General features: G+C 65.7%; 25 protein-coding genes. 13 read left to right on the forward strand and 12 right to left on the reverse strand.

All coding sequences use genetic code 11. The annotated features are described in order from the left end of the window. Nucleotides 1-172 precede the first annotated feature (172 nt). Both JTJ31_RS14855 and JTJ31_RS14860 read left to right on the forward strand, forming a co-directional pair. A complete protein-coding gene (locus JTJ31_RS14855) occupies nucleotides 173-349 on the forward strand; it encodes a hypothetical protein (protein WP_207539509.1) in 177 nt (58 codons plus the stop codon). A 29-nt stretch (nucleotides 350-378) separates the two neighbouring features. Beyond that, nucleotides 379-549: a hypothetical protein gene (locus tag JTJ31_RS14860; RefSeq protein WP_207539510.1), complete on the forward strand. Its 171-nt coding sequence runs from the start codon at nucleotides 379-381 to the stop codon at nucleotides 547-549. A 145-nt stretch (nucleotides 550-694) separates the two neighbouring features. Here the strand turns inward: JTJ31_RS14860 and JTJ31_RS14865 are convergent, their stop codons facing one another. Continuing rightward, on the reverse strand, nucleotides 695-1,861 hold the full coding sequence (locus JTJ31_RS14865; RefSeq protein WP_207539511.1) for an AAA family ATPase: 1,167 nt from the start codon (nucleotides 1,859-1,861) through the stop codon (nucleotides 695-697). Nucleotides 1,862-2,059: 198 nt separating this feature from the next. On the opposite strand from JTJ31_RS14865, the gene JTJ31_RS14870 reads away from it, so the two are divergent. Further along, complete coding sequence (locus JTJ31_RS14870; protein WP_207539512.1) at nucleotides 2,060-3,274, forward strand: Fic family protein; 1,215 nt, start codon at nucleotides 2,060-2,062, stop codon at nucleotides 3,272-3,274. 119 nt (nucleotides 3,275-3,393) lie between these two features. Here the strand turns inward: JTJ31_RS14870 and JTJ31_RS14875 are convergent, their stop codons facing one another. The 6 genes from JTJ31_RS14875 to JTJ31_RS14900 all read right to left on the reverse strand — a co-directional run bounded on the left by JTJ31_RS14875 (nucleotide 3,394) and on the right by JTJ31_RS14900 (nucleotide 8,071). Further along, nucleotides 3,394-3,807: a hypothetical protein gene (locus JTJ31_RS14875; RefSeq protein WP_207539513.1), complete on the reverse strand. Its 414-nt coding sequence runs from the start codon at nucleotides 3,805-3,807 to the stop codon at nucleotides 3,394-3,396. 140 nt (nucleotides 3,808-3,947) lie between these two features. After that, on the reverse strand, nucleotides 3,948-4,283 hold the full coding sequence (locus tag JTJ31_RS14880) for a DUF305 domain-containing protein (protein ID WP_328805753.1): 336 nt from the start codon (nucleotides 4,281-4,283) through the stop codon (nucleotides 3,948-3,950). Between the two features lie 41 nt (nucleotides 4,284-4,324). Beyond that, nucleotides 4,325-4,516, reverse strand: coding sequence for a hypothetical protein (locus JTJ31_RS14885; RefSeq protein ID WP_207539515.1), 192 nt, complete (start codon nucleotides 4,514-4,516; stop codon nucleotides 4,325-4,327). A 255-nt stretch (nucleotides 4,517-4,771) separates the two neighbouring features. Further along, the gene (locus tag JTJ31_RS14890; RefSeq protein ID WP_207539516.1) at nucleotides 4,772-5,647 is read right to left on the reverse strand and encodes a hypothetical protein; all 876 of its coding nucleotides are present in this window, start codon (nucleotides 5,645-5,647) and stop codon (nucleotides 4,772-4,774) included. 693 nt (nucleotides 5,648-6,340) lie between these two features. Continuing rightward, nucleotides 6,341-7,096, reverse strand: coding sequence for a class II aldolase/adducin family protein (locus JTJ31_RS14895; protein WP_207539517.1), 756 nt, complete (start codon nucleotides 7,094-7,096; stop codon nucleotides 6,341-6,343). Nucleotides 7,097-7,108: 12 nt separating this feature from the next. Then, nucleotides 7,109-8,071: a Bug family tripartite tricarboxylate transporter substrate binding protein gene (locus JTJ31_RS14900; protein WP_207539518.1), complete on the reverse strand. Its 963-nt coding sequence runs from the start codon at nucleotides 8,069-8,071 to the stop codon at nucleotides 7,109-7,111. Nucleotides 8,072-8,220: 149 nt separating this feature from the next. On the opposite strand from JTJ31_RS14900, the gene JTJ31_RS14905 reads away from it, so the two are divergent. Then, nucleotides 8,221-8,331 (forward strand): integrase core domain-containing protein, encoded by a 111-nt coding sequence (locus JTJ31_RS14905; RefSeq protein WP_408015426.1) that lies wholly within the window; start codon nucleotides 8,221-8,223, stop codon nucleotides 8,329-8,331. A 721-nt stretch (nucleotides 8,332-9,052) separates the two neighbouring features. Here the strand turns inward: JTJ31_RS14905 and JTJ31_RS14910 are convergent. Both JTJ31_RS14910 and JTJ31_RS14915 read right to left on the reverse strand, forming a co-directional pair. Continuing rightward, nucleotides 9,053-9,481, reverse strand: a complete 429-nt coding sequence (locus tag JTJ31_RS14910) for an H-NS histone family protein (RefSeq protein WP_207539520.1) — start codon at nucleotides 9,479-9,481, stop codon at nucleotides 9,053-9,055. Nucleotides 9,482-9,726: 245 nt separating this feature from the next. Then, on the reverse strand, nucleotides 9,727-10,005 hold the full coding sequence (locus JTJ31_RS14915; protein WP_207539521.1) for a hypothetical protein: 279 nt from the start codon (nucleotides 10,003-10,005) through the stop codon (nucleotides 9,727-9,729). Between the two features lie 29 nt (nucleotides 10,006-10,034). Between JTJ31_RS14915 and JTJ31_RS14920 the strand changes: the two genes are divergently transcribed. Both JTJ31_RS14920 and JTJ31_RS14925 read left to right on the forward strand, forming a co-directional pair. Next, a complete protein-coding gene (locus JTJ31_RS14920) occupies nucleotides 10,035-10,430 on the forward strand; it encodes a hypothetical protein (protein ID WP_207539522.1) in 396 nt (131 codons plus the stop codon). Nucleotides 10,431-10,464: 34 nt separating this feature from the next. Further along, nucleotides 10,465-11,445: a Bug family tripartite tricarboxylate transporter substrate binding protein gene (locus JTJ31_RS14925; protein WP_207539523.1), complete on the forward strand. Its 981-nt coding sequence runs from the start codon at nucleotides 10,465-10,467 to the stop codon at nucleotides 11,443-11,445. Nucleotides 11,446-11,569: 124 nt separating this feature from the next. Here JTJ31_RS14925 and JTJ31_RS14930 read toward each other — a convergent pair whose 3' ends face one another. The 3 genes from JTJ31_RS14930 to recD2 form a co-directional block, all read right to left on the reverse strand. After that, nucleotides 11,570-11,791, reverse strand: coding sequence for a hypothetical protein (locus JTJ31_RS14930; protein WP_207539524.1), 222 nt, complete (start codon nucleotides 11,789-11,791; stop codon nucleotides 11,570-11,572). 660 nt (nucleotides 11,792-12,451) lie between these two features. Then, on the reverse strand, nucleotides 12,452-12,697 hold the full coding sequence (locus JTJ31_RS14935; protein ID WP_207539525.1) for a type II toxin-antitoxin system VapB family antitoxin: 246 nt from the start codon (nucleotides 12,695-12,697) through the stop codon (nucleotides 12,452-12,454). Nucleotides 12,698-12,710: 13 nt separating this feature from the next. Then, entirely contained in the window at nucleotides 12,711-14,888 is a 2,178-nt protein-coding gene (recD2, locus tag JTJ31_RS14940; protein WP_207539526.1) for an SF1B family DNA helicase RecD2, read from the reverse strand. Between the two features lie 324 nt (nucleotides 14,889-15,212). On the opposite strand from recD2, the gene JTJ31_RS25370 reads away from it, so the two are divergent. The 7 genes from JTJ31_RS25370 (at nucleotide 15,213) to JTJ31_RS14970 (ending at nucleotide 22,186) form a co-directional block, all read left to right on the forward strand. Beyond that, a complete protein-coding gene (locus JTJ31_RS25370) occupies nucleotides 15,213-15,386 on the forward strand; it encodes a glycoside hydrolase family 2 TIM barrel-domain containing protein (RefSeq protein ID WP_408015421.1) in 174 nt (57 codons plus the stop codon). Nucleotides 15,387-15,969: 583 nt separating this feature from the next. After that, a complete protein-coding gene (locus JTJ31_RS14945) occupies nucleotides 15,970-16,386 on the forward strand; it encodes a response regulator (protein ID WP_207539527.1) in 417 nt (138 codons plus the stop codon). 147 nt (nucleotides 16,387-16,533) lie between these two features. Continuing rightward, complete coding sequence (locus JTJ31_RS14950) at nucleotides 16,534-16,689, forward strand: hypothetical protein (RefSeq protein ID WP_207539528.1); 156 nt, start codon at nucleotides 16,534-16,536, stop codon at nucleotides 16,687-16,689. Between the two features lie 112 nt (nucleotides 16,690-16,801). Further along, a complete protein-coding gene (locus tag JTJ31_RS14955) occupies nucleotides 16,802-18,478 on the forward strand; it encodes a SulP family inorganic anion transporter (RefSeq protein ID WP_207539529.1) in 1,677 nt (558 codons plus the stop codon). After that, nucleotides 18,475-18,741, forward strand: coding sequence for an RNA polymerase sigma factor region1.1 domain-containing protein (locus JTJ31_RS14960; RefSeq protein ID WP_207539530.1), 267 nt, complete (start codon nucleotides 18,475-18,477; stop codon nucleotides 18,739-18,741). The genes JTJ31_RS14955 and JTJ31_RS14960 overlap by 4 nt, the downstream gene beginning before the upstream one ends. A gap of 181 nt (nucleotides 18,742-18,922) precedes the next feature. Beyond that, complete coding sequence (locus JTJ31_RS14965; protein WP_207539531.1) at nucleotides 18,923-20,365, forward strand: Do family serine endopeptidase; 1,443 nt, start codon at nucleotides 18,923-18,925, stop codon at nucleotides 20,363-20,365. 123 nt (nucleotides 20,366-20,488) lie between these two features. Further along, on the forward strand, nucleotides 20,489-22,186 hold the full coding sequence (locus tag JTJ31_RS14970; protein WP_207539532.1) for a SulP family inorganic anion transporter: 1,698 nt from the start codon (nucleotides 20,489-20,491) through the stop codon (nucleotides 22,184-22,186). The last annotated feature ends 198 nt before the right edge of the window (nucleotides 22,187-22,384 follow it).

The raw sequence follows: 22,384 nt of genomic DNA on the forward strand, positions 1-22,384 counted from the left end.
CTCCTGTTCCTGAACGTCTGCCCTCATTCCTTAACGCTTGGGGCTAACCTTCCGATGCGGCAGAATAGAACACTTTGACAGAATGGAAGAGGAGCGTGCCGTGGGCTTCGGCCGAAGGCCTCTGCGCTTCCCTGAGCGGCAACTGGCGGCCTTGGGGGTTGCTTAGGGACGCATGGCGAATCCCTGGACCAAAAAGAATCCCTTTCTCAGCATGGCCCTGAGCGCCGCCAATGCCTGGGCGGGTGCGGCGCGGGGCATCATGACGGCACAGGCCAAGCGCCAGCTCTCCGCCGCGGCCAAGAGCGGCAAGCCGGCAACGGGCAGGAAGCGGTCGAAGAAGCGGGGCTGAGAGGGCAGGGGATGTGCAGTCTCTACAGCATGAGCAGCAATCAGCGGGCGCTGGTCGAGCTGATGCGGGTGAATGAGAACTGCATCGGAAACCTACCGTCGCTTCCCGCCATCCACCCTGAACGCGCAATCCTGGCTTTGCTGCCAGTCATGGCGCCAACGAGAAAAGATCACCTCGCCGTCGGCAGCGATGCGGCCTAGCCGGAAGCCCTCCGCCGAATCCGATATTGACGGTGCTGCCCGGCATGGGGGCCTACGTCCTGCCAGCCATCAGGTAGCCCACTAGCGGGTTGGCACCAGGATGCGACGTCCGGTCGTGTCTCGGCTTGGCAGCTGCGCCTGACCACTACTGGTTGCGCCCAGGCGGCAGTGCGGTCCGGGCACGAAGCCACTCTCCGAGTTCTTGGTCCTCCAGGGCATAAGAGCCTCGGGCACTCTTCCACACGAGATTCCGGCCGCGCAGCACCTCGATCGCTGCCTGTGCCTCGCTCGCGGAAACCGGGGCACCGTTCCGCTCGGCATAGGCGGCGAGGGAGGCTGACGAGAAGGGCGCGAAGCCCTCGGCCGTTTCGGCGATCCGCAGGAGGATAGCCTGTTGGAGCGGCGACAGGCCGCCGAACTCGCCATCAAACTCCTCCCAGATGCGCTCACGCAGGGCGCGCGCCCCGTCGGCGAGTGCCACCTGGAGGGCCGGTGCCCCGGCCTCGCTGAGGGCGGCCCGCTCAAGCTCGCGGCGGAGCAATTCGGGACGCTGACCGAGCGCTGTAAAGGCCGCCCAGACACCATTCGGCTCAAAGCGGTTGCCTTCCGCGAGCCGCGCGTTGAGCCAAGCCGTGTAGGCGTCGGAGAAGTCGCGCCCGAGGCGGGGCAGATCGGACACCTCGCCGCCGAAGAAGGGTTGGTCGCGCCGGAGTACCAGATGGGCGAGCTTGTCCCGGTGGGAACCGGTCATCACGAGGAGGAGGCGCCGCCCTTTGTCCGTGGCACCGAGTGCGTCGCGCGCCGCCTTCAGGGCGAACATGGCGTCCGCTCCGGCTTCGGTGGTGAGGGCATGCTGGGCCTCATCGATGATGAGCGCCACCGGGCCTCCCGCCCGCTCGGTCACAGCCCGCAAAGCGTCCGTCAGTGTTGGGCCGTCTGGGGCGCCGATCTGGTCGAGGTCGAAGGAGACCCAACTGCCGAGTCCGGCCTTTGTCAGCCCTGCGCGGCGGGCTGCTCGCACCACCGAGCCGTCAAGGGTTCGGAGCGCGCCCCGGATGGCGTCCGCGATCAGGGCAGCGGGATCCCGTTGGCGGTCTGCCCAGAGGTCGACATAGACGACCTCGACGCCGCGGGCGCGGAGTTCGTCACCAAGATCGTTCTTAACGAAGGTCGTCTTGCCCGTGCGCCGTGGCGCGGCGAGGAACAGTCCCGAAGTGCGGTCGAAAGGACCGACGCCCAAGAGGGCATCCGCATAGCCCCGTGCGAGAGCCGGACGCCGGAAGACGAAGGGCTGCGGACTGGCTGCCTCCACGCTTTATCCCCAATTATTGTGCTGACCATAAATTATGGCCAGAGCCATAAAACGCAATAAGCGGTGGGCAACGTTCGCCCCGGCGCTGCGCCACAGAGAGCAGCCGAGGTGTGGTGACAAGGCGAAACCTTGCATATGGAGTGCCCAAAGCCTTTTATAATCAATTTTATGCCCACTTCCTTGACGAAGAGACGGTCTTTGCGCGGTGACCTCGCCCCGCCGCTGCAGGAACTCGCCCTGCCGCCGAGGGTAATCGGCCAGGTCTCTGCGGCACAGGCCACGCTCGCGGCGCTCAGTGCCCGTCTGGGGCCGCAGAAGAACCCATTCTCCGTCACTCGCCTGCTCGCGCGGGAGGAGGCCGTGCGATCGTCGGCCATCGAAGGGGCCAAGACCACCCTCGACCAACTGCTCCAAGCCGAGCCGGTCCTCGACGACGCCGAGGCCAGGACCAAGGGCAGGGACGGGGGCAGGGGCAAGCCTGACGAACTCGCCACGGTCCGGGCCTATGCCATGGCGCTGGAAGATCGTCTCGCACAACCCTCCGCCCTCAACGTCGAATGTATTCTCACCCTGCACCGCCAGGTGTTTTCGGCCGCGCCGGAGTTCGCCGGCGGTCGGAAAGGACCAGCCGGGGCATGGCGCGGTCGAGAGGTCCGGATCGGCCGGAGCCGCGACACCTCGGAGGCGACCTCCATCCCGCCAGCGCACGCTCTCGTCCCCCGGCTGATGGACGAGCACGCCGCTTGGCTCGCGGCCACTGCCGGAGATGAGACCAAGCTTGCGCTGCCGATCCGGCTGGCGCTGGCGCATGCCCATTTCGAAGCGGTCCACCCCTTCACCGACGGCAACGGCCGCATCGGGCGGATGCTGCTGTGGCTCATGCTGGCCGAGGAGGGCTTTGTCCCAGTCCCGCTGTCGCGCCTGCTCGAAGCCGAGAGGCCGCGCTACGACGAGGCGCTGCGTTTCGCTCAGCAGAAGCAGGATCTCGTGCCTCTCGTCCTTCTCCTGTGCGACGCCATCGTGGAGGGGGTGAAGTTCACCGAGGCGCTGGACAGGCGGCTTTCGCCGCTTCCCGACCACTGGTGGGACACGGCACGCTGGCCGGGTCAGCGTCCTCCCCGTCAGGGCAGCGCTGGCAACCGGCTGCTTGACCTCTTGCCCGTCTATCCGGTGGTGACCGTCGGCACGGTGGCGCGCCACCTCGGCGTGAGCCGACAGGCCGCGAACCTCGCCGTTCAGGAACTGGCAGAGGCGAAGGTGCTCGCCGAGCGGAACGGGTGGCGTCGGAACCGGGTCTTTGTCTGCCGCGAGGCCCTGGCTGCTATCGCCGAGAATGCGCACCAGGGATTCATGCCGGTGAGCTTGTGCAACGCAGCGCCGCCGCCGGCGAGATTGCGGTGCGCCTGTCCCTGAGCTTGTAGAGCAGCTGATAGGACAGCCCCATCATCGCGGCCGTCTGGGGCAGGGTGAGGCCGAGCGGGGGCAATGCGTGGCGGCTACCCATAAATTCCCGCATCATCGGCCGGCTTGGTTCACGGCCTACGGCAGTTGCGGATGCGGATTGCCGGTCGGCCTCCGTTCGAACTGCTGTCATGCACCACCATGAACAGATAGACACTGAAGTTCGGATTGAGGGTGCGGGCAAACTGAGACACCTGCGTCGAGCCGGCTGATAGAGTGTATGAGTTGTTGCTGTTCAAGGTCGGATAGACATCGCTCGGGAAGTTCTCAAACGAGAGATTGAAGGCGACCCTTCCGGCATCCTGATTGCGCAGGGTGACGTCGAAGTAACGCGTACCCGTTGCGACAACGACGTCGCCGGCCGTGACAACACGGACTTCGTAGGAGACGGGAGCAATGCGCCCAGCACAGGGGAACTGCTGCGCCTCAGCGGATACCGCAAGGAGCAATGCGGCGAGTGTGCAAAACACGGCGGTCTTGTTCATGGACTTCCCTCCAACCGCAGCATCATCAGCAGCACGGCGAGGTATGACCAATCGGGAAGACCTATCAGGCCGAGAGGCGCCTGTGCGGGCGTCAAACAAGTGCCGTCGTCGCGACCAAATGGAACAACCCTATCTGTTCGCTACCTCTCGGGCACACTGCCGCGTGTGCCGCCTAGGGCCGGGTAGTTGCTGGCATCCCCCGGGGCTTGCAGCGCGTCGAGGCGAGCGCGCATCGCCGCGATTTCGACCGTTTGGCTCGCCATGATCCCCTCGGCGAGCTGTCTCGTAAGCGGATCACGACCATGCAGTAACACCAGGCGTGCCATCTCCACCGCGCCTTCGTGGTGCGGAATCATCATGGCAAGGAAGTCCTCATCGGGCTGCCCGCTCTGCGGTGCAGCGTGCATCGCCTCCATCATGCGTGTCATGGCCTCCGCCATCGAAGCGGTGAAGGCCTGTCCGTCCAGAGCCAGCACGCGGGATTCGGCGCTCCCACCGTGTACTGGGCCAGCGCCGCTCATCCGGTGACACTCGGTGTGCCCGGGCGGACGAAAACCAGATTGATGCCCTTCTTGTTGCGCAGCCGCCCCGACGGTAGGGCCAGGTCGTCCAGCGCTATGCGGTCAATAAATCGCGGCCGGAACGGGTCGGTCACGTCGAGCACTGTGCACAGGGTCTGGCCCTCTCCGGGTGTGCCCGTCGATTTCATCCACTAGTTCTTTTTCGCGGAAGCTTTGGTGCCAAATGGTGAGACGTTCGCCATACCCGCGACGAGGTCAGGCATCGCCCAAACGCCCGCGGCGCGCCGCCAGCCCGGCCGCGAACTCCGGCAGCAACTCGTCGCCTGGCGCCGGTGGGTTGCCCGCGCGTGCGTGCACACGGAAGCGCTCGCGGAAACTGGAACTGTCCCTCCGGCTCTCTCCGGACCGGTAGGTAACCTGCAGAAGCGGTGGGCGGCCAGGGTTCAGTCCTCGGCGTAGTCGGCGAGATCGACGGTCTTGATGCTGAAATCAACCCGATCAGACCTGCGGGCCGCCTCGCGCAGCAAGTTCTTGCTGCCTGAAAGCAAATCTTCGAGTGAGCGGAAGGGGAAGTCGGTTTCTTCTCCATCCTCGGACTTGATCACGAGGGCCTTGCCGGGCCGCGAGGGGGCCGAGCCGGGCTCCTTGGACGAGGAAGGCGGCGTCGGTCCCCGTCGGCCCCTTCCCGTGTCCTTTGCCTCAGACCGAGGCTCGGGCGGAGTTGTCGGCGGCGGGGCCGCCGCTGGAGGGGGACCTTTGGCCGGCGTGAGGGGAACGGGCGAAACGGCATCGGAAAGCAGGGGCCGCGCTTCCGAGGCGGACTGAGCTTCTGGCGATTGCCCCTCACCCGTCGGCTGAGGCGCCACGGCGACAGGCAAGGCGAAGCTGAACAAATCCTCTGCCTCCCTTCGCGCGGGCGAAGCCGTTGGCACGGTTGCTTCGGCGGCCGCCGCGCGATCCCTCGAGACATGTTCATCATCAAGGGAGCTTTTCGACCCGGTGGTGCCGGTCGCCTCCGCCTCGGAGGCGGAAACGTCCTCTGCCAGTGCGCCGGCTTCGCTCGTTGCTTCGAGATCCTCTGCCGCAACCATCCCCGGGACCACGGGGATGATCTCGACTTTTCCTCCGGCCGCAACGCTTGCGGCTGGCGAATGAAGCCCTTGATTTTCTGCTTCAATGGCTCGCTGCTTGCGGGCGATGATGGTGATGTTGGCCGGGGTGACCCCGAACTCGGCAGCGATCTTCTTGGTTGGCTCCCGGGCCTCGACGCGTCGAAGGATGTCGGGCCAGTGGCTGCGGGTGATCTTGATGGCGGGCATCGGGGAGGCCTGTCTGCGGAGGCGGGCGGGGCCGCGCGGTCTGAGAGAGCAAAGAAGGATCTGGTGGCGAGACGTCGCACTCGCCAGGGCGATGCGCCAGTGAGGTGTAGCGAAAGCCGGTCAATCTTCACTGCCGGGCCGAAGGAGGTCATCAAGGGCCAACTGGCAGCGGTTGACGTTCAGGGTTGTCACCGATGGCGCGGCGCTTGGTGATGACTGGCGTGCCATCGGCCGACATCCGATCGGACCCCTGCTTTTGCCGATGTCCCTTACGCCGAGGGCAAGCCTGCCTGGCCATCCCTGGCGGTGTTCAGCGTGCTGCAGACGGTGTGTCAGAATCTCTCTGACGTGGAGCTGAATACTCCCAGACCGACTTGCTCCGGCGCTCGGAGACTGAGTCTACAGCCGCCTGAGTGTCGCAGGGTCGGAGGGGCGCATGCGTGCCTTCCGCTTCGCCGCGGGGGTTGAGGCGCCGTTCCATGGATCCTCGACTATGTCCAGATCGAGCTGGAGTTGGTGGCGCTGCTTCTTCAGCGGCCACCCGAGCGCCGCACTGTGGGTTTCGAAGGCGCGAATTTCGAGTAGAACCCATAGGCCAGCTGCGGAAACCAGCAGGCCTGATGAACAGGTCCAAATGACCAGCGAGCAGTGGAATCGTCTGATCGAAGACCGGGTTAAACGGCGAGAACGCCCCTAGGATTGGCGCTTGACGGCCTGCGGGTACATCACTGCGTCGCCCTTGCTCCACATGTAGGAGAGTTCCTCGTGGGTGATGACTTCCGGCGTCTTGCCGTTCCGTGAGCAGAGCGTCTCCACGATGATGTTACGCTTTACCTCCGAGACCAGCACGCAGGTGCGGTGATAGGCCTCAGACAGCGTGCGGCCGAGGACGGTGAAGCCGTGGCGCCGCATGATGATGCAGTTGGTGTCCTGGATGAACGTCTTGATGGGCGCTACATCTTCCTCGACGTTAACACTGGCTGGCAGATAGAAGGCCGGCTTCTGCATTAGGAAGCCATATGTGAGACTGAAGCTCCTGATCTCCTCGTAGCCCGAGGCGAGGAAGGCGATCGTCTCGTCGTGGTGCAGGTGGATTACGCAATTCACGTCGGGACGCAAGCGCAGGATTTCGCGGTTCATCTGGTGGCCAACGGTGGTGGCCTTCTCACCCGCGAGAAGCCGGCCGTAGGGAATGTCAGTGATCACGAGGTCCTCGACCTCTGCCTCCTCCAGGCTCACGCCCTGCGGCTTGGCGTAGCAGATACCATCCGGGTAGTCGGGGTGCGGCACGCGCACGACCATGCCGCCGACGCTGGAATTCACAAGGCCGCGGGCGGCGAGCCAATGAGCATACTTCACATAGGACGCAGCGACCTTCGGATCGAAGGTGACGTTCGGATCGGGCGTCAATTCGTTGACGCGGTAGGGCGGGGTTTGAATGCCGTCCATGGGGGCGCTCCTTTATTCCGGCTGGATGTGAAGCCGCTCGGCAAGCGCGCGCCATTTCCGCGCGTCGTCGGCGACGACCTGGGTGAATTCGGCGGGCGTTGGCATGGCGGGGATCACGTCCATCGCCTCGAGTTCGGCCTTGCCGGGGCCGGATAGAAAAGCCTGTGCCAGTGCCTGCTGGATGAGGGTGGCGACAGCAGGCGGCATGCCGACTGGGCCCATGAGCCCGTACCAGAAAGCAGCATCGAAGCCCTCGATGCCAAAGCTCGAGAAGAGCGGCACCTGGGGCAGCATCACCGAGGGGCGGCTGATGGCATAGGCGGTGAATCTTCCCTCGCGCACCATTGCGGCGGAGGCAGGCGGGTTGTCGAGCAGCAGGGCCACCGTGCCGTTCAGCAGGTCGGGATAGACCTGCGAGGAACCACGGTAAGGCACATGCCGCATCTCGATCCCGGCCAGCAACTCCAGCTGCCGCGTCAAGAGGTAGCCGAGCGTGGTTACACCGACGGAGGCGTAGACGACTTGGCCGGGATTCGCCTTGATCCGTGCTATGAGCGAGGGGAAGTCTGCAGCCTGCGCCGCAGGTCCGCCGATCAGCACATAAGGCGTGCTGCCGATCAGGGTGATTGGCGTGAAGGAGGTCACGGGATCGTAGGGCAGATCGCGGCGGAAAATGGGTGCGACGGGATGGCTGCTCGAAGTGGCGACGCCGATCGTGTAGCCGTCGGGCGCGGCGCGGGCGACCGCCTCCGTGCCCACCATGCCACCGGCGCCGGGGCGGTTTTCGACCACTACGGGCACGCCGAGGGCCTCCGACAGCCGGCGCGTGGCGACGCGTGCCGTGGCGTCCGTGCCGCCACCCGGCGGCAGTGGGACGATGCAGCGGATAGGGCGGGAGGGCCAGACATCCTGGGCCAGTGCGGGCGTTGACAGGGTGGCGGCGGCCAAGAGGCTGCGGCGGGTGGTTTGGATCATTCCAGTCCCCGTATCAGGCGTGCGTATCCCCAGTGCCCTGATCCTCGCACCTGCTTGATAATCAGCGCCAGCTAATTTCAATCTCGACCGGCAACAGGGGCATTTCGGGCGACTACGTGCGCGTCTCAGCCTGTCCCGACGCCGACACCGTGCTGCGCTCGTTGCCGGCTTGGTTCGCCCACTACAACGAGGTCCATCCCCATCGCGCCCTGCGCTACCTCTCCCCGAGGCAGTTCATCCGTGCCAACCTGAAAACCTGACCTGCCCAATCTTTCGGGGGCAACAAAAATGCCGCTCTCGACGCGCGCCACTCGGGCACCAGCGAACGGTTAAAGGCCCTTCTAGCGGCCGCCGCATCACTCGGCATGATGGCAGAGGTAGCGCGCTCGCTCATCATCCGTATCGACGGAATCAACGTTGGCTCGCCGCACACTTCCGGCGCGTTTCAAATCTATCCGACCGATCCCTCTCGTGAGGCCGGTCCAGTTGCTTTTTCGGCCTACACGAATGCTGTCCATTCTCTGGCAGGTGGAAGTCTCCCGGACAGAACTGTGCCGGGGGAGACGTTGCTGCGTTGCAACGAGACGGCGCTTCTGGCGCGATCTGGCGAATGGCTTACGGCGCTGTGTTCGCTCCAAGGGGCTGTCGTGCCCGACGCTGTATGTCCCAGTAGACAGACGCTCGTTGGCAGAAGACATGAATCTTGCCTCTAGCCACAAAATAAGTCTGCCTGCTCTCCCTTGCCTAGACGAAATGCGCTCGGCCGAAGGGTGAGCAGCGAGAACATCAAGCCACAGCGCGGCGTCGCCGCATCATGCCGATCTGCCTTCGTTGGCAACGGGTTCTCTTTAGGAGGAGAGTGCCTGTAAGGAACAGCCATGCCGCAGGGCCACGAGGAAGTGAGGGAAACCCTGCGGCAGATGAATGCGACGGTCCGTGCCTCTGCCACACTTCGCTTTTGATGGCAGAAGCGCAGAAGCGCTACTTGATCAGGAAATCGTCCTTGGCCTTGCCCTGAGCCTGGGCCACCTGGATCCATTTCGGCATGCGGCCTCGACCGCTCCAAAGCTCCCCGTTCGGGCCACGGAACTTCGGCGCAGGCCCTTCGCCATCTGCCTTGCGCGCAGACTTGCCGCGGCCGCGGCCTGACTCCTGGCTGGCCCCGCCAAAAAGGTCGCGGACGCTGATGCCCAGCGCGGCCGCCTTGCGCTCGATCTCTTCCTTGAGCGCCTTCTTCTCGTCCTCGGCCTTTCGCTGGATCAGCCGCTCTGCCGTGCTGACGACCTGTCTCAATTCCCCGACGCTCATCGTTTCAAGCGCAGCGGACGCCTTCTCTACGGCCTGTGTGCTGCCAGCCTCATGCTCGCGAGCGCGGGACGGAGATTGGGAATCAGCTTCGTTGACCAACATCAAAAAACACTCCTCAGACAAAGGTAGATGCCGCCTGTTCCTATAGGCGTCGAACGCGATTTGCAAAGAGTGGCGGGCATCGTTCGGAAATTGTCGCGCGGAAATGCTGCTCTGCGATCATCAGCGAGAGGGTTCGATGCAACGGAAGTAAGTTCAGGAAGCGAATGGATCGAGTCTGCCTGCCGAATCTATGGACGGAGTTCAGTTTCCGGCACGCGGTTCAACCTGCGCCGAGGGATCGCGCATCAGGGCCACAAAGGCCGGCTGAACGAGGTGGCAAGCCGCCACAGGGCGAAGTCACGCTCTCTGATGAACTCCATGCTCTCGTGGCGAACCTCGAACATCCGCATGGCCAGGGTGGCGTCCGCCCCCATGCGGGTGAGGTAGTCAATGATCGCCCACTTGGCGGCGTCGCGGTGGCGCTCGGCCGCGGCGGCATCTAGGTTGGGCATGATCAGCTCGGGCTTGTGGACGCCGATGCGCGCGCTGGGCACGGCCTCTATGGGCTGAACGAAGCGGTTCACGCCGCGTGGCACGAGGGGAGGAGGCCAGGATGGACGGCATGTCGGTTGTGGAGGAAGGCGCGGTCGCGGCCGCGCTGGCGGTGCTCGACCGCCACATGGCGGCGCTCAATGCGGGCGATCAGGCGGCCATGACGGCGGAGTTGCACTTTCCGCACTACCGCCTCGCGGGGGGGCGCCTGCAGATCTGGGAAAGGCCGGACACCTATCTCGCCGATTTCCTCGCCCGCGCCGGCGAGGGCTGGCATCACAGCGCCTGGGATTTCCGGAACCCCATCGCGGCCAGCGCGGACAAGGTCCATCTGGACGTGCAGTTCACCCGCTACCGTGCTGACGGGTCCAGCCTTGGCGCCTTCCGCTCGATCTGGGTGGTGGCGCATCTGAATGGCCGCTGGGCCGCGCAGTTGCGGTCGAGTTTCGCGCGCTGACAGGCGTGCTGGCGGCAATAACTAGGATAACACCATGATACGACGCAGCATGCTGAGTTCGCTGGCCGCGATCGCGGCCGTCGCCGCAACCGGCGGACGCCGCGCCGAGGCGCAGGCTTGGCCGAACCGGCCCATCCGGGTGGTGGTTACCTATGCGCCCGGTGGCAGTTCGGACATCTCGATCCGCAGCATCGCGCAGGGCGTCGGCGAGCGCCTCGGCCAGGGGCTGGTCGTCGAAAACCGGGCGGGTGCGAATGGCTCGATTGGGATGGAGGCTGTCGCTCGGGCGCCGGCCGATGGGCATACTTTCGCGGTCACCGCAGATTCGGCGGTGTTCCAGACGCTGCTGAAGCCGACCTATCCCTATGACGTGGCGCGCGACTTCGAGCCGGTCTCGCTGCTCGTCTCCCAGCCGATCGTCATCGCGGTGCATCCCTCACTGGGTGTAAGGAGTCTCACGGAACTGGTGGCGAAGGCCCGGCGCGATGGGGAGGAATTGCCCTACGTGCTCTCCGGCATCGGCGGCACGCATCACCTCGCCGCGGCACTGTTCGCGGAGCAAATGGGCATCAAGCTCACCCCGGTTTCCTATCGTGGGGGCGGGCAGGCCATCAACGATCTGGTGGGCGGCCAGGTGAAGCTCGGCTTCCTTGGCTCCTCGCCCGTGCTCCCGCATGCGCGCGAGCGCCGGCTGCGCATCATCGGCGTCACCTCCGCGCAGCGTTCGACGACCCTGCCCGATGTGCCGACGGTGGCGGAGGCGCTGGGGTTAGCCGATTACGGGCTCGACCAGTGGTTCTGCATGCTGGCACCGCGCGGCACGCCGGAGGAGGCCATCGGCCGGATGAACCGCGCGATCGACGCCGCCTTCGCGGAGCCGGCGGTGAAGCGCGTGCTGGCCGATCTCGCACTCGATCCGCTCGGCGGGCCGCCGGAGGCGCTGGCCGAGCGGATCCGCCGCGAAAGGGAGATCTGGTCCACTGCGGGCCGTCGCCTCGGCTTGGCCGAAGGTTGACCCTCGCGCTCCAGTTCGGCGCCGGCGCGCCCCGGGGGCGGCGCAGATGCCATAGAGCGCTTCGGATCTGCTGCGTGTTCGCAACTTGGCTCAGCAGCCATCCACTCTGAGCGTCCGTCTATGCCTAGTTCTCTAGGCCACGCCAGCGGCGCTCGCGCCGCAGGTGCTGCCGCAGGAACTCCAGTCGCGTTAGGAAGGTCTTCAGGACAGTCCTGGCCGCGTCTGCCTCTTCGAAGAGCCGGTCGCGATCCAAATCCCTGATGAGGGAGCGCTGCCGCGCCACCAGCCCCTCGCTTTCTCGGATGAGCCGCTCAGCCCAGGCCAGAGAATCCTCATGCAGTTCCATGCGCCCACCGTCAGGGAAAGGTTCAGCCCCAGAAAATCGGAAGGCGCCGAGAGGATCTGTCCTCTTGGCGCCTTGATAACGATCTCGGCCAGTGAAGGCCGGGGTCGCGTTGGAGAATGATGCCTGATCAAGGCCCGGGCATGAAGAACGGGAAAACCCGTAACTTCCTAGCAGCTGACGGCAACGGCAAGGCGACGCGAGGCCCCCGACGGTGAGCCCTCGAAGATGATGGCTGGTGGTGCTGGTGTGGTGCGCCTGTTGCCGGATGAAGAGGTAACGACGGGGCTCGGCATTGCCGAGGGCCTCGAGACAGCGCTTTCGATGCGATCGCTGATGACGACGATGCACAGAAGCAGCCGCACCCCTTCGATTCGCGTGCCGATGGAGCGGATGCGCTCGAACCCGGCACGCTCCGTCGCGTCCGCTGTGCCTGGCGCAGCGAGATGGGAAAGCAGGGCCAGGTCCCGGCGAAGAGCCATCGCAGGGCGCGGGTGGTCTGAATCATTCATTGTCTCCGAAGGATGTGTGAGTGAATGACGCCGCCCAGGCGAACAAGCCGGATCCTTTCTCGGAGGGGCCGGCTGGTGCGCTGGGCAGGTGATCCCTCTCTTTCTTTCCTCAGAGCTTGCGCCGGCCGATGGCCGTGGGGCGTGCGGCGCTCTACTCGACGTTCCGGCCCTTGCGACTTTCGTCGAGATCGCCCTCCCACTTCACCTTGCCAGCGAGCCGCAGAATGGCTTTCTGCCGCTTGAGGCGGATCACCAGGCGGAGGGCTTCCTCCACGACAGCTTCGGGCGAGGAAAGGCCCGTCGCTTCTTGAGCCTGTGCCAACAACTTCCGATCGACGGAGACGCGCGTTCGCTTGATAGCTGGTTGCTGGGTGTGGTCTTTCGGAGGAAGACTCATCGCCGGTGAGTCCCTATCCGGCCGGGACCGATGGGGCGGCCGAAAGCCACTCGCGCAGCTTCGACCACCGACGCCGTCCGCCCTGATTCCGCACCGCGAGGCCCAGGGCCCGCTTCTGCCCCAGGAACACAACCAGCTTCTTGCCGCGCGTCACGCCCGTGTAGAGCAGGTTGCGCGCCAGCATGGTGTAGTGCTGCGTCGTCACCGGGATCACCACGGCCGGGTATTCCGACCCCTGAGCCTTGTGGATGGTCGTCGCGTAGGCCAGCACCAGCTCATCCAGCTCGCCGAAGCCGTAGGATACCGGCCGTCCGTCAAAGGTGACGGTGAGTTCGCCCTCCTCCATGTCCAGGCCGGTGATCACACCCAGGTCGCCGTTGAAGACCTCGCGCTCGTAGTTGTTCGCCACCTGCATGACCTTGTCGCCGGGGCAGAAGGTCCAGCCGAACCGCTCGACCCGCAGCTCTCCAGGTGGGTTGAGCGCCTTCTGCAGCTCGATATTGAGCGCTCGCGCTCCAAGCCCGCCGCGGTTCATGGGGCACAGGACCTGCACGTCGCGGACCGGATCAAGGCCGAAGCGCGCCGGGATGCGCTCCTTCACGAGGTTCAGCAGCTTGCGGATGCCCTCCTCGGGATCGTTCGCCTCAACAAAGAAGAAATCGCCCCCCGGCTGCGCCTCCAGGTCCGGCATCTGACCGCTATTGATGCGGTGGGCGTTCACCACGACCTGGCTTTCTGCGGCCTGCCGGAAGACCTCGGTCAGCCGCACCACGGGGACGGCATCCGAGCCGATGATGTCGGACAGCACCTGTCCGGGGCCGACACTCGGCAGCTGATCGACGTCGCCCACCAGCAGCAGGGCGGCATCGTCCGGCAAGGCCCGGAGCAGGGCACGCATCAGGGGCACGTCCACCATGGAGGTTTCGTCCACCACGAGAAGCTCACAATCCAGGGGCGCCACCTCGTCCCGCTTGAACCCCCCGGTCTTGGGATCGCTTTCCAGCAGCCGGTGGATGGTCCGGGCTTCGAGGCCGGTGCTTTCGCTCAGGCGCTTGGCCGCGCGGCCCGTGGGGGCGCAGAGCGCCACGTCCACGCCTTTCGCCCGCAGGACCTGAAGGATGGAATTGACCAGGGTGGTCTTCCCCACTCCGGGTCCGCCGGTGATCACCAGCACCTTAGAAGTGAGGGCGAGCCGCAGAGCCTCGCGCTGGCTGTCGGCCAGGGAGAGTCCGGTCCGCGCCTCCACCCAGGGAACGGCCTTGTCAGCATCGATCTCTGGCCAGGGCAGGGCGCCGGCGGACAGACGCCGCAGCCGTTCCGCGATGCCCTGCTCGGCGCGATAAAGGCCGGCCAGGAATACGCAGCGCTCGCTGTCGAGGGTGTCGGCCACGACCTCCCCCTCCTCAAGCTCCAGCGCGAGGGCGGTCTCGATGAGGTCCGAGGGCACCTCCAGCAGCTTGCCCGCGAGGTCCGTCAGATCGCCCACAGGCAGGCCACAGTGACCCTCGCCCGTGGCCTCCGCCAGCGCGAAGGAGATGCCGGCACGAACGCGGACCATGGCGGTGCGCTCAATGCCCAGCTTGCCGGCTACGGTGTCGGCCGTCCGGAAGCCGATGCCTCGGATATCGCGCGCAAGCCGGTACGGGTTCTCGGTGATGATCTCGACCGATTTCGGCCCATAGGTCTTGTAGATCCGCACCGCCCGCGAGGTGCCGACACCGTTGGTGTGCAGGAACAGCATGATCTCGCGGATGATCTTCTGTTCGGACCATCCCGCCACGATCCGGGCCGCCCGCTTGGGCCCGATGCCGGTGACCTCGCGCAGCCGGTCCGGCTCAGCCTCGATCAGGTCGAACACGGCCGTCCCGAACGCCCGCACCAGCTTCTTGGCATAGACCGGGCCAATGCCGCGGATCATGCCGGAGCCAAGGTATTTCTCGATCCCCTCCAGAGTGGTGGGCTGCGAGGCCTTCAGGAAGTTCGCTCGGAACTGCAGGCCATGGGTGCGGTCGGTGACCCAACTGCCTGAGACCTGGACCCACTCGCCGGCCGAGATCGAGGCCGCGTGCCCGACCACGGTGAGGAGATCCCGATGTCCCCGCGCCTTTAAGCGCAGCACGCAGAAGCCGTTCTCGGCGTTGTGATAGGTGACCCGCTCGACCAAGCCTGCCAACGCTTCGGTGGGCAGCATGCCGTCAGCTGCAGGACGGGAGGGGGCACGAGCGGCGGTGGACAACACGGGGATCGGCTCCCTCAGCTAAAGACCAAGTTAAGCCGCTGACGCAGGAGATTCCTGCAGCAAGGCCTTCCAGGATGCGGATGACGATAGACCGGCGAGCGGCAGGAAATGCCAAGTCTGCCTTCAAATTCTTCGTGAGAGATCGGGATTTCGTCAGTGATCTCAAGTCCTGCACTGGCTGCGGCTCCGGAGGAAGACGGCTTCTGATTGAACCAAAGCCTCCCCGGTTTTTCCGATTGCGCTCGACCGCCAGTCTGCCACCGGGTCTGATCATCCATGGTGGGTTTGCACGTCTGGAACTTTGCGGACTTCAAGACAGAGCAGGGCACCGCGCGCTGCGGGATGCGCTACAAGGGCGTGTTCACCCGTTATCGGCGGCCCAAGGCAGCCGCCCATTTCCTGCGCTCGCGCTGCCTGAGCAGTGAGGGCGTCGGCCTGGGAGGTACATAGTGATGATGCGTGAGCAGAGAAAAGTTTGGGTTGCGGGCATCATTGTCAGCGCGGCGGTCTTCGTGATCGCTTCGGTCCTCGCGGACCGGGCACGACGGAGCGAGGCAGCATCCAGGTCCAACTCCCTTCGCCAGGCCGCCGTGCGGCATCACAAGAACATCCGGCCGGCAGGCCCTGAGACGATGCATTCTCCGCCCCGGGAGCCTTGGGACGAGGTGGACGAAGCCTCCGACAGCTCGTTCCCCGCGAGCGACCCACCCGGCTACTATCCGATCCGAGCCTAGGATGCGGTCCGACGAAAGCGCCTCCCAAGGCAGCCACGTGACAAGGGACCTGATTGCGGGCCTTGTGGGCGCGGTGGCCAGCGTTCCGTCCGGTCTCGCAACCGCCTCCTTGGCCGGTGTGAAGCCCATCGCCGGCATCTAAACCAGCATCTTCGCCCCCTTCGCCGGCGGCCTTCTGGTGTCCGCCCAACGGATGTTCATCTCCGTCACCCTTCAATTTTACGTAATTCTACGTATGGTTGTGGACGAATGAAAGGCTGCGGCGATATGTGGCGCGCCGAAACGCCGAGACCCAATGCATGAAGCCGAACAGGGAGGTCGCCAGCCCCAAGGTGCTGGTGGTGGAGGACGATTACTTCCAGGCGAGCGCCTTGGCGCGGGCTTTGGAAGAGGCGGGCGTGCAGGTCGCGGGACCTGTGGGGACGCTGGATGCGGCGATGCGGATGCTGCAGCGGGAGGCCGACATCACCGCGGCTGTGCTGGACGTCGAGCCGCATGGTGAGCCGGTGTTCCCGGCGGCCGCGGAGCTGACTCGAAAGGGGATTCCTCTGATCTTCACGGGAACGCGGCCGCGCTCGGGTGTTCCCTTGTCTCTGCGGGCCATGCCATGGCTCGCAACGCCCGTCGCTCCCGATCAGGTTCTGGGTGCGCTCCAGCTGGACCGGCCGCTCCTCGCCGGCGCCGAGCAGGACGTGGCAGGGACACTCGCCGCCTGAGCGATCTGCTCGGGAATGTACGCTGCGCTTTTAGCTTGCAGGCTTGTCCGAATCATTCCAGAGCAACGATTGCTGCGGTGCAGTGTTCAGCCTCCGATTGGTTGATGCGATCGCAAAACAAGTTCCTCTGGCAAAGGATTCGGCGTGATGAAGTTCCGCAACGTCGAAGCTGTGGAGGTCTCCTTTTCGGTGATCCCGGTGGCGGAAGGCGGCACGCGTGCGATGATGACCGTCCGCTACGCCGATGGTGTTTCGGAGCGCTTCGTCCGCGAGGATGTCCAGCAGGATTGGGCGCGCACCTAGATCCGCCATAGATCGCCGTGACCGGGCCGAGGCGGTCTCGGCCCCAGCGGTTATGCTGCGGTCGAAAGGCGCCCGGGCGATGAGCGAGAGCAGCGGGAAAAGCGGGAATTTCATGAGGGATCTGATCGCCGGCCTGGTGGGCGCGGTGGCCAGTGTCCCATCTGGTCTCGCAACCGCCTCCCTGGCCGGGGTGAACCCCATCGCCGGCATCTACACCAGCATCTTCGCCCCCTTCGCCGGCGGCCTTCTGGTGTCCGCCCAGCGGATGTTCATCTCCGCCACGGCCGCCTCAGCGCTCGCGGCCGGCGAGGCGATCAGCGGCGTGCCGGAAGAGCGCCGTCTGGACGCGATGATGATCGTGACCCTCGCGACAGGCGCCTTCCTGGGCCTCTTCGCGCTGATGCGCGCAGGGCGGCTGATGAAATACGTCTCCCACGCCGTCATGACGGGGTTCCTGATGAGCGTGGCCGTCGTGGTGGTCCTCGACCAGACGATGCCGCTCACGGGCTATGACCCGCGCGAGGGGAACACGCTCTTCCAGTTTTGGAGCCTTCTGACCAATCTTGGCGATGTCCATCTGCGGACCGTGGCGGCCGGAGCGGTCGCATTTATGACGGCCCTTGTCCTGGCACGAACCCGCCTCGCCCCCGTGGCCTCGGTTATCACCATGATCGTCCCCGCGCTGTTGGTGCTGGCCCTCGGCTGGTCAGACGTGCGGGTGGTAGCCGATGCCGGAGGCATGGAAGGGGGCCTACCCCTTCCGCGGATGCCCTCTTTTGATCTGATCAGCCCAGACCTCCTGCTCAGCGCCTTCTCGGTGGCCGCGATCATCGCCATCCAGGGTGCCGGGGTGAGCCAGAGCCTCACCAACATCGATGGCAAGCCCATCAGCGTCGACCGAGACCTGCTGGCGCAAACCGCCAGCAACGCTGCCGCAGGGGCGTTCGGCGGGATTCCCGCTGGCGGTTCAGTCGGGCAGACCGCCCTCAACATGTCCGTGGGCGCAAGAACACGCTGGGCGAGCGTGGCCTGCGGCGTCTTCCTGCTGCTGATCCTCTTGTTTCTCTCGAGGCCTGTGGGCTTCGTCCCCATGACGGCCTTGGCGGTGCTCATGATCATCGCCGGGCTTGGAGCAATCAATGTGGACGACGCAAGGTCGATCTGGGCCGTGGGCTGGACGCCCCGGATTGCGACGTTCGTCACCTTTGTCGCAGGCATTGTCTTCTCGCTCACCGTGGCGATCCTGGTCGGGATCGTGCTTTCCACCACCCTCGCTGTGGTGCGGGCTGGCAATGACGTCCGCCTGCGCCGCCTCGAGCGCGACGAGAGCGGTGTGCTGGTGGAGACGGATGTTCCCGACAAGCTCGGTGCCGGCCACGAGGTGATGGCCATCAATGTCTATGGCAGCCTGTTCTTTGCCGGCGCCCGCACCCTGGCTGAACGGCTTCCCCAGCCGGACGGGGCCGACCGACCGGTGGTCATCCTGCGCCTGCGCGGGCACAGCCACGTCGGAGCGACGTTGGTCGAAGTGCTCAAGGAATATGCCGGCAAGCTGAAAGCGGCCGGCGGGCGCCTTTATCTCACGGGGCTCGACCCCGCGATCATGGAACCGCTCACACGAGTGTGCCGGATCTCCGGGGACAAGGAGGTGGCGCTTTACGCGGCCACCGATCGCCTGGGGGCCTCGACCCGCGAGGCGGTGGAGGACGCTAAGGTCTGGCGCTACGAGGGGGAGGGCGCAGACAAAGAAGATGCCAATGGCTCCACAGAGGCAGGAAGGTCAGCATGACGACTGACGCGTGGGAGCCGGCTCTGGACCGGCTCATCGAAATCGGCCGAGAGCGCGGATACGTCACCGTTGCTGAGCTAAGCGCTGCGATACCGTCGGAAAAGGTGAGCGCTGTCATGGTGATGCTGTCGGAGATGGGAGTGGGCATCGTCACGAAGGACCCGACCGCGGACGGAGGATCTGTTGTCGAGAGCCCGCGCGGACCGCTGAGTCCTTTGCCCCTGCATTCCGGGGCCGAAGCGCCCTTGGACGGGAACCCGTAGTTCCTCTCTGGAAGGTGCGGCGGGGGCTGTCTGCCTCGGCACGTTCTCAGCCTTTTAATTCCTTTTTCATGCTTTCTGCCCCATCTTCAGCGGACAAAGCCGTTGTCAGACCGGCGTCCTTCGCCCTGGTGCAGCAGCATCCGCCCCTGCGTAAGGTTGAGGCCGCGTTGGAGGAACTGCCATGGTGCCCAGCCGCATGTTCTTTTCCGCGGGCGTTCTCGCCTGTGGCCTTCTCGCGGTCGGTGTCCCGGGTACACCTGCGCTCTCCCAGCCGACCGCTTCGCAGACCAGCGCTTTCAGTCTCGCCGATCTGGTTGAGCGTGTGGCACCGGCGGTGGTTCGCGTGACGGTGGTCGGCCGGGCACAGGTGGCAGAGAACGCGGTGCCGCCCGAGATGCGCGGCTCACCGCTTGAGGAGTTCTTCCGACGCTTCGGCGGTGGCGGCCGCGGCCGCGGGCTGGGCGGGCCGCAGCCCCGACAGCCCATGGGCCAGGGCTCGGGCTTCATCATCGACCCCAGCGGCTTCGTGGTGACCAACAACCACGTCATCGGCAACGCCGAGCGGGTCACCGTTGAACTCGCCGATGGGCGCGAGTTGCCGGCGCGCGTGGTCGGCAGCGACCCGCAGACCGACGTCGCCCTCTTGCGCATCGAGGCGGGCGGCGCACTGCCCACGGTCTCCTGGGGGGACAGCGATCAACTTCGCGTGGGCGATCCGGTGCTCGCGATGGGCAATCCCTTCGGCCTGGGCGGCACGGCCACCTCGGGCATCGTCTCGGCTCGCGGCCGCCAGATCGGCGCCGGCCCCTATGACGACTTCATCCAGACGGATGCCTCCATCAACCCGGGCAACTCGGGCGGGCCGCTCTTCAATGCCCGTGGTGAGGTCGTGGGGGTGAACACCGCGATCTTCTCGCCCTCCGGCGGCAACATCGGCATCGGCTTCGCCATTCCCTCGCAGCTCGCCCGGCGCGTGGTCGAGGATCTGCGCGATGACGGAAAGGTTGAGCGCGGCTGGCTCGGTGTTTCCCTGCAGCCGCTGGACCGCGAGCTGGCCCAGGCGCTGGGCGTCGAGGAGGGAGGCGCTCTCCTGGCCTCCGTCGAGCCGGGCTCACCGGCCGACCGGGCGGGGCTGAAGGCGGGCGACGTGGTGACGCAGGCGGGCGACCGCCCGGTGCGCGGTCCGCGCGACCTGTCGGGCGCCGTGGCCACGGCACGGCCAGGGAGCAGCCTCAACCTCACAGTCATCCGCGACGGGCAGCGCCGCGAGCAGCAGGTGAGCCTGGGCACGCCGCCCGATCGGCGCGAGGTTGCGGCTCGTGGGGGGCAGCAGCAGCCCAGGGAGCAAAGCACGGGCGCGCTGGGCTTGGCCCTCGGGCCTCGGCAAGGCGGGGGCGAGGGAGCTTCCGTGATGCGTGTCGCCCCCGACAGTGCCGCCGCTGAACGCGGCCTGCAGCCGGGCGACGTGATCCTTCGCGTCGGCAACCAAGAGATCAAGGGGCCGGGCGATTTCGTGGCGGCGATCGAAGCCGCACGCCAGGCGGGCCGCCCTGTGGTGGCGCTGCAGATCCAGCGCGGCGAGGCCACCAGCTTCATCGCCCTGCCGCTGCAGCGACAGGGCTGAGCGCAAGACGGGAGGTGCTGAAACGACGGCGAGACGCCGTGTGTGGCTCCTCCAAAAGCGAAGCATGCTTCTGCCGGCAAGGGCGTCATGGCGATAAGCGAGGCCACCAGCAAAAGTGGGAACTTGGCCAAGGACCTCGTCGCCGGTCTCGTGGTCGCGGTGTCCAGCGTCCCCTCTGGGCTCGCGACTGCGTCTCTGGCAGGGGTGAACCCCATCGCTGGCATCTACACCAGCATCTTCGCGCCCTTGGCCGGCGGTTTCCTGGTGTCCGCCCAGCGGATGTTCGTCTCGGCGACGGTCGCTTCAGCTCTCGCGGCCAGCGAAGCGATCAGCGCCGTCCCGGATGCTCAGCGAATGGACGCGATGGTTCTCGTGACCCTCGCGACCGGTGCGTGGCTCGCGATCTTCTCGCTGCTGCGGGTCGGACGGCTGATGAAATATGTCTCCCACGCCGTGATGACAGGGTTCCTGATCGGCGTGGCGGTGGTGGTGGTCCTCGACCAGACAATGCCGCTCACAGGGTACGACGCGCCCGAGGGCAAGACGCTCTTTCAATTTTGGAGCCTTCTGACCCATCTGGGCGACGTCCATCTGCGGACCGTGGCCGTGGGTGTGCTGGCCTTTCTGACGTTCTTTGTTTTTACGCGCACTCGGCTGGCCATGGTGGCTTCGGTCATCACCATGGTCATCCCCGCCTTGGTCGTCCTGGCCCTGGGCTGGTCGGACGTGCAGCTCGTGGCGGATGCGGGAGGCATGGAGGGGGGCTTGCCGCTTCCTCGGTTGCCGGCGCTGGAATTGATCAGCGCGAGCCTCTTGCTGAGCGCCTTCTCTGTGGCCGCGATCGTCGCCATCCAAGGCGCCGGGGTCAGCCAGAGCCTGACCAACATCGACGGCAAGCCCATCAGCGTCGATCGGGATCTGTTGGCGCAGAGCGCCGGCAACATCGCCGCAGGCCTGTTCCGTGGGATTCCGGCCGGCGGCTCGGTCGGGGAAACCGCCCTCAACCTTTCCGCTGGCGCCAGGACGCGCTGGGCCAGCGTGTTCTGCGGCGTCATGTTGCTGGCGATCCTCCTGTTCTTCTCGAAGCCCGTTGGCTTTGTTCCGATGACCGCCTTGGCGGTCCTGATGATCATCGCCGGGATCGGGGCAATCAATGTGGAGGACGCCCGCGCGATCTGGGCCGTGGGCTGGACCCCGCGGATCGCCGCCTTTGTCACTTTTGTCGCGGGCGTCGTCTTCTCGCTCACTGTCGCGGTCCTGGTCGGGATCGTGCTGTCCACGACGCTCGCGGTGGTCCGGGCGGGGAATGATGTCCGGCTGCGGCGGCTCCGGCCCGACGAAAGCGGCGCAATGGTGGAAGCCGACGTGCCCACTAAGCTCGAGGCGGATCACGACGTGATGGTCATCAACGTCTATGGTAGCCTCTTCTTTGCGGGTGCCCGCACCCTGGCGGAGCGGCTCCCTTCCCCGGAGGGCGCTGACCGGCCCGTCGTCATCCTGCGTCTGCGTGGCCACAACCATGTCGGAGCGACACTCGTGGAGGTGCTCACGGAATATGCAGGCAAGCTAAGGGCAGCTGGTGGGCGGCTTTACCTCACGGGGCTGGAGCCCGCGCTCATGGAGCCGCTCGCCCGTGTTTGCAGAATGACAGGGCATCAGGATGTGGCCCTCTACGAAGCCAAGGAGCGCCTCGGCCACTCGACCCGCGAAGCGGTGGAGGACGCCCAAGTGTGGCGCTATGAAGGAAACGGCACGTCCGCAGAGGGGGTCGAGAACGGCAAGGCGGCGAGCGAAGGGGACAACCGCTGGACCCGGTCCTAATCCTTGAGGTGTCTTCGGGATTTATCGAACGCTTCCTGGCCACCGTGTCGGAGGCGGGCGTGAACGTCACCGAAGGAGACGAGGCCGGGGACGGCGAGAAAGCCTTCGCCGAGAGCCCGCGCGTTCCTTCATCTTTGGCGCCATGGCCCGGACCGATGCACGGGCCGGAGACTTCAGGATGGCGCCCTGCGTCGCATC

It is taken from the genome of Sabulicella rubraurantiaca, assembly GCF_017355885.1.
GTDB lineage: Bacteria > Pseudomonadota > Alphaproteobacteria > Acetobacterales > Acetobacteraceae > Roseococcus > Roseococcus rubraurantiacus.

Coding starts and splice junctions, on each gene's coding strand:
- JTJ31_RS14855 (WP_207539509.1), top strand. CDS start 173: ATGGCGAATCCCTGGACCAAAAAGAATCCCTTTCTCAGCATGGCCCTG.
- JTJ31_RS14860 (WP_207539510.1), top strand. CDS start 379: ATGAGCAGCAATCAGCGGGCGCTGGTCGAGCTGATGCGGGTGAATGAG.
- JTJ31_RS14875 (WP_207539513.1), bottom strand. CDS start 3,807: ATGAACAAGACCGCCGTGTTTTGCACACTCGCCGCATTGCTCCTTGCG.
- JTJ31_RS14885 (WP_207539515.1), bottom strand. CDS start 4,516: ATGAAATCGACGGGCACACCCGGAGAGGGCCAGACCCTGTGCACAGTG.
- JTJ31_RS14890 (WP_207539516.1), bottom strand. CDS start 5,647: ATGCCCGCCATCAAGATCACCCGCAGCCACTGGCCCGACATCCTTCGA.
- JTJ31_RS14895 (WP_207539517.1), bottom strand. CDS start 7,096: ATGGACGGCATTCAAACCCCGCCCTACCGCGTCAACGAATTGACGCCC.
- JTJ31_RS14900 (WP_207539518.1), bottom strand. CDS start 8,071: ATGATCCAAACCACCCGCCGCAGCCTCTTGGCCGCCGCCACCCTGTCA.
- JTJ31_RS14910 (WP_207539520.1), bottom strand. CDS start 9,481: ATGTTGGTCAACGAAGCTGATTCCCAATCTCCGTCCCGCGCTCGCGAG.
- JTJ31_RS14920 (WP_207539522.1), top strand. CDS start 10,035: ATGGACGGCATGTCGGTTGTGGAGGAAGGCGCGGTCGCGGCCGCGCTG.
- JTJ31_RS14925 (WP_207539523.1), top strand. CDS start 10,465: ATGATACGACGCAGCATGCTGAGTTCGCTGGCCGCGATCGCGGCCGTC.
- JTJ31_RS14930 (WP_207539524.1), bottom strand. CDS start 11,791: ATGGAACTGCATGAGGATTCTCTGGCCTGGGCTGAGCGGCTCATCCGA.
- JTJ31_RS14935 (WP_207539525.1), bottom strand. CDS start 12,697: ATGAGTCTTCCTCCGAAAGACCACACCCAGCAACCAGCTATCAAGCGA.
- recD2 (WP_207539526.1), bottom strand. CDS start 14,888: ATGCTGCCCACCGAAGCGTTGGCAGGCTTGGTCGAGCGGGTCACCTAT.
- JTJ31_RS25370 (WP_408015421.1), top strand. CDS start 15,213: ATGGTGGGTTTGCACGTCTGGAACTTTGCGGACTTCAAGACAGAGCAG.
- JTJ31_RS14945 (WP_207539527.1), top strand. CDS start 15,970: ATGAAGCCGAACAGGGAGGTCGCCAGCCCCAAGGTGCTGGTGGTGGAG.
- JTJ31_RS14950 (WP_207539528.1), top strand. CDS start 16,534: ATGAAGTTCCGCAACGTCGAAGCTGTGGAGGTCTCCTTTTCGGTGATC.
- JTJ31_RS14955 (WP_207539529.1), top strand. CDS start 16,802: ATGAGGGATCTGATCGCCGGCCTGGTGGGCGCGGTGGCCAGTGTCCCA.
- JTJ31_RS14960 (WP_207539530.1), top strand. CDS start 18,475: ATGACGACTGACGCGTGGGAGCCGGCTCTGGACCGGCTCATCGAAATC.
- JTJ31_RS14965 (WP_207539531.1), top strand. CDS start 18,923: ATGGTGCCCAGCCGCATGTTCTTTTCCGCGGGCGTTCTCGCCTGTGGC.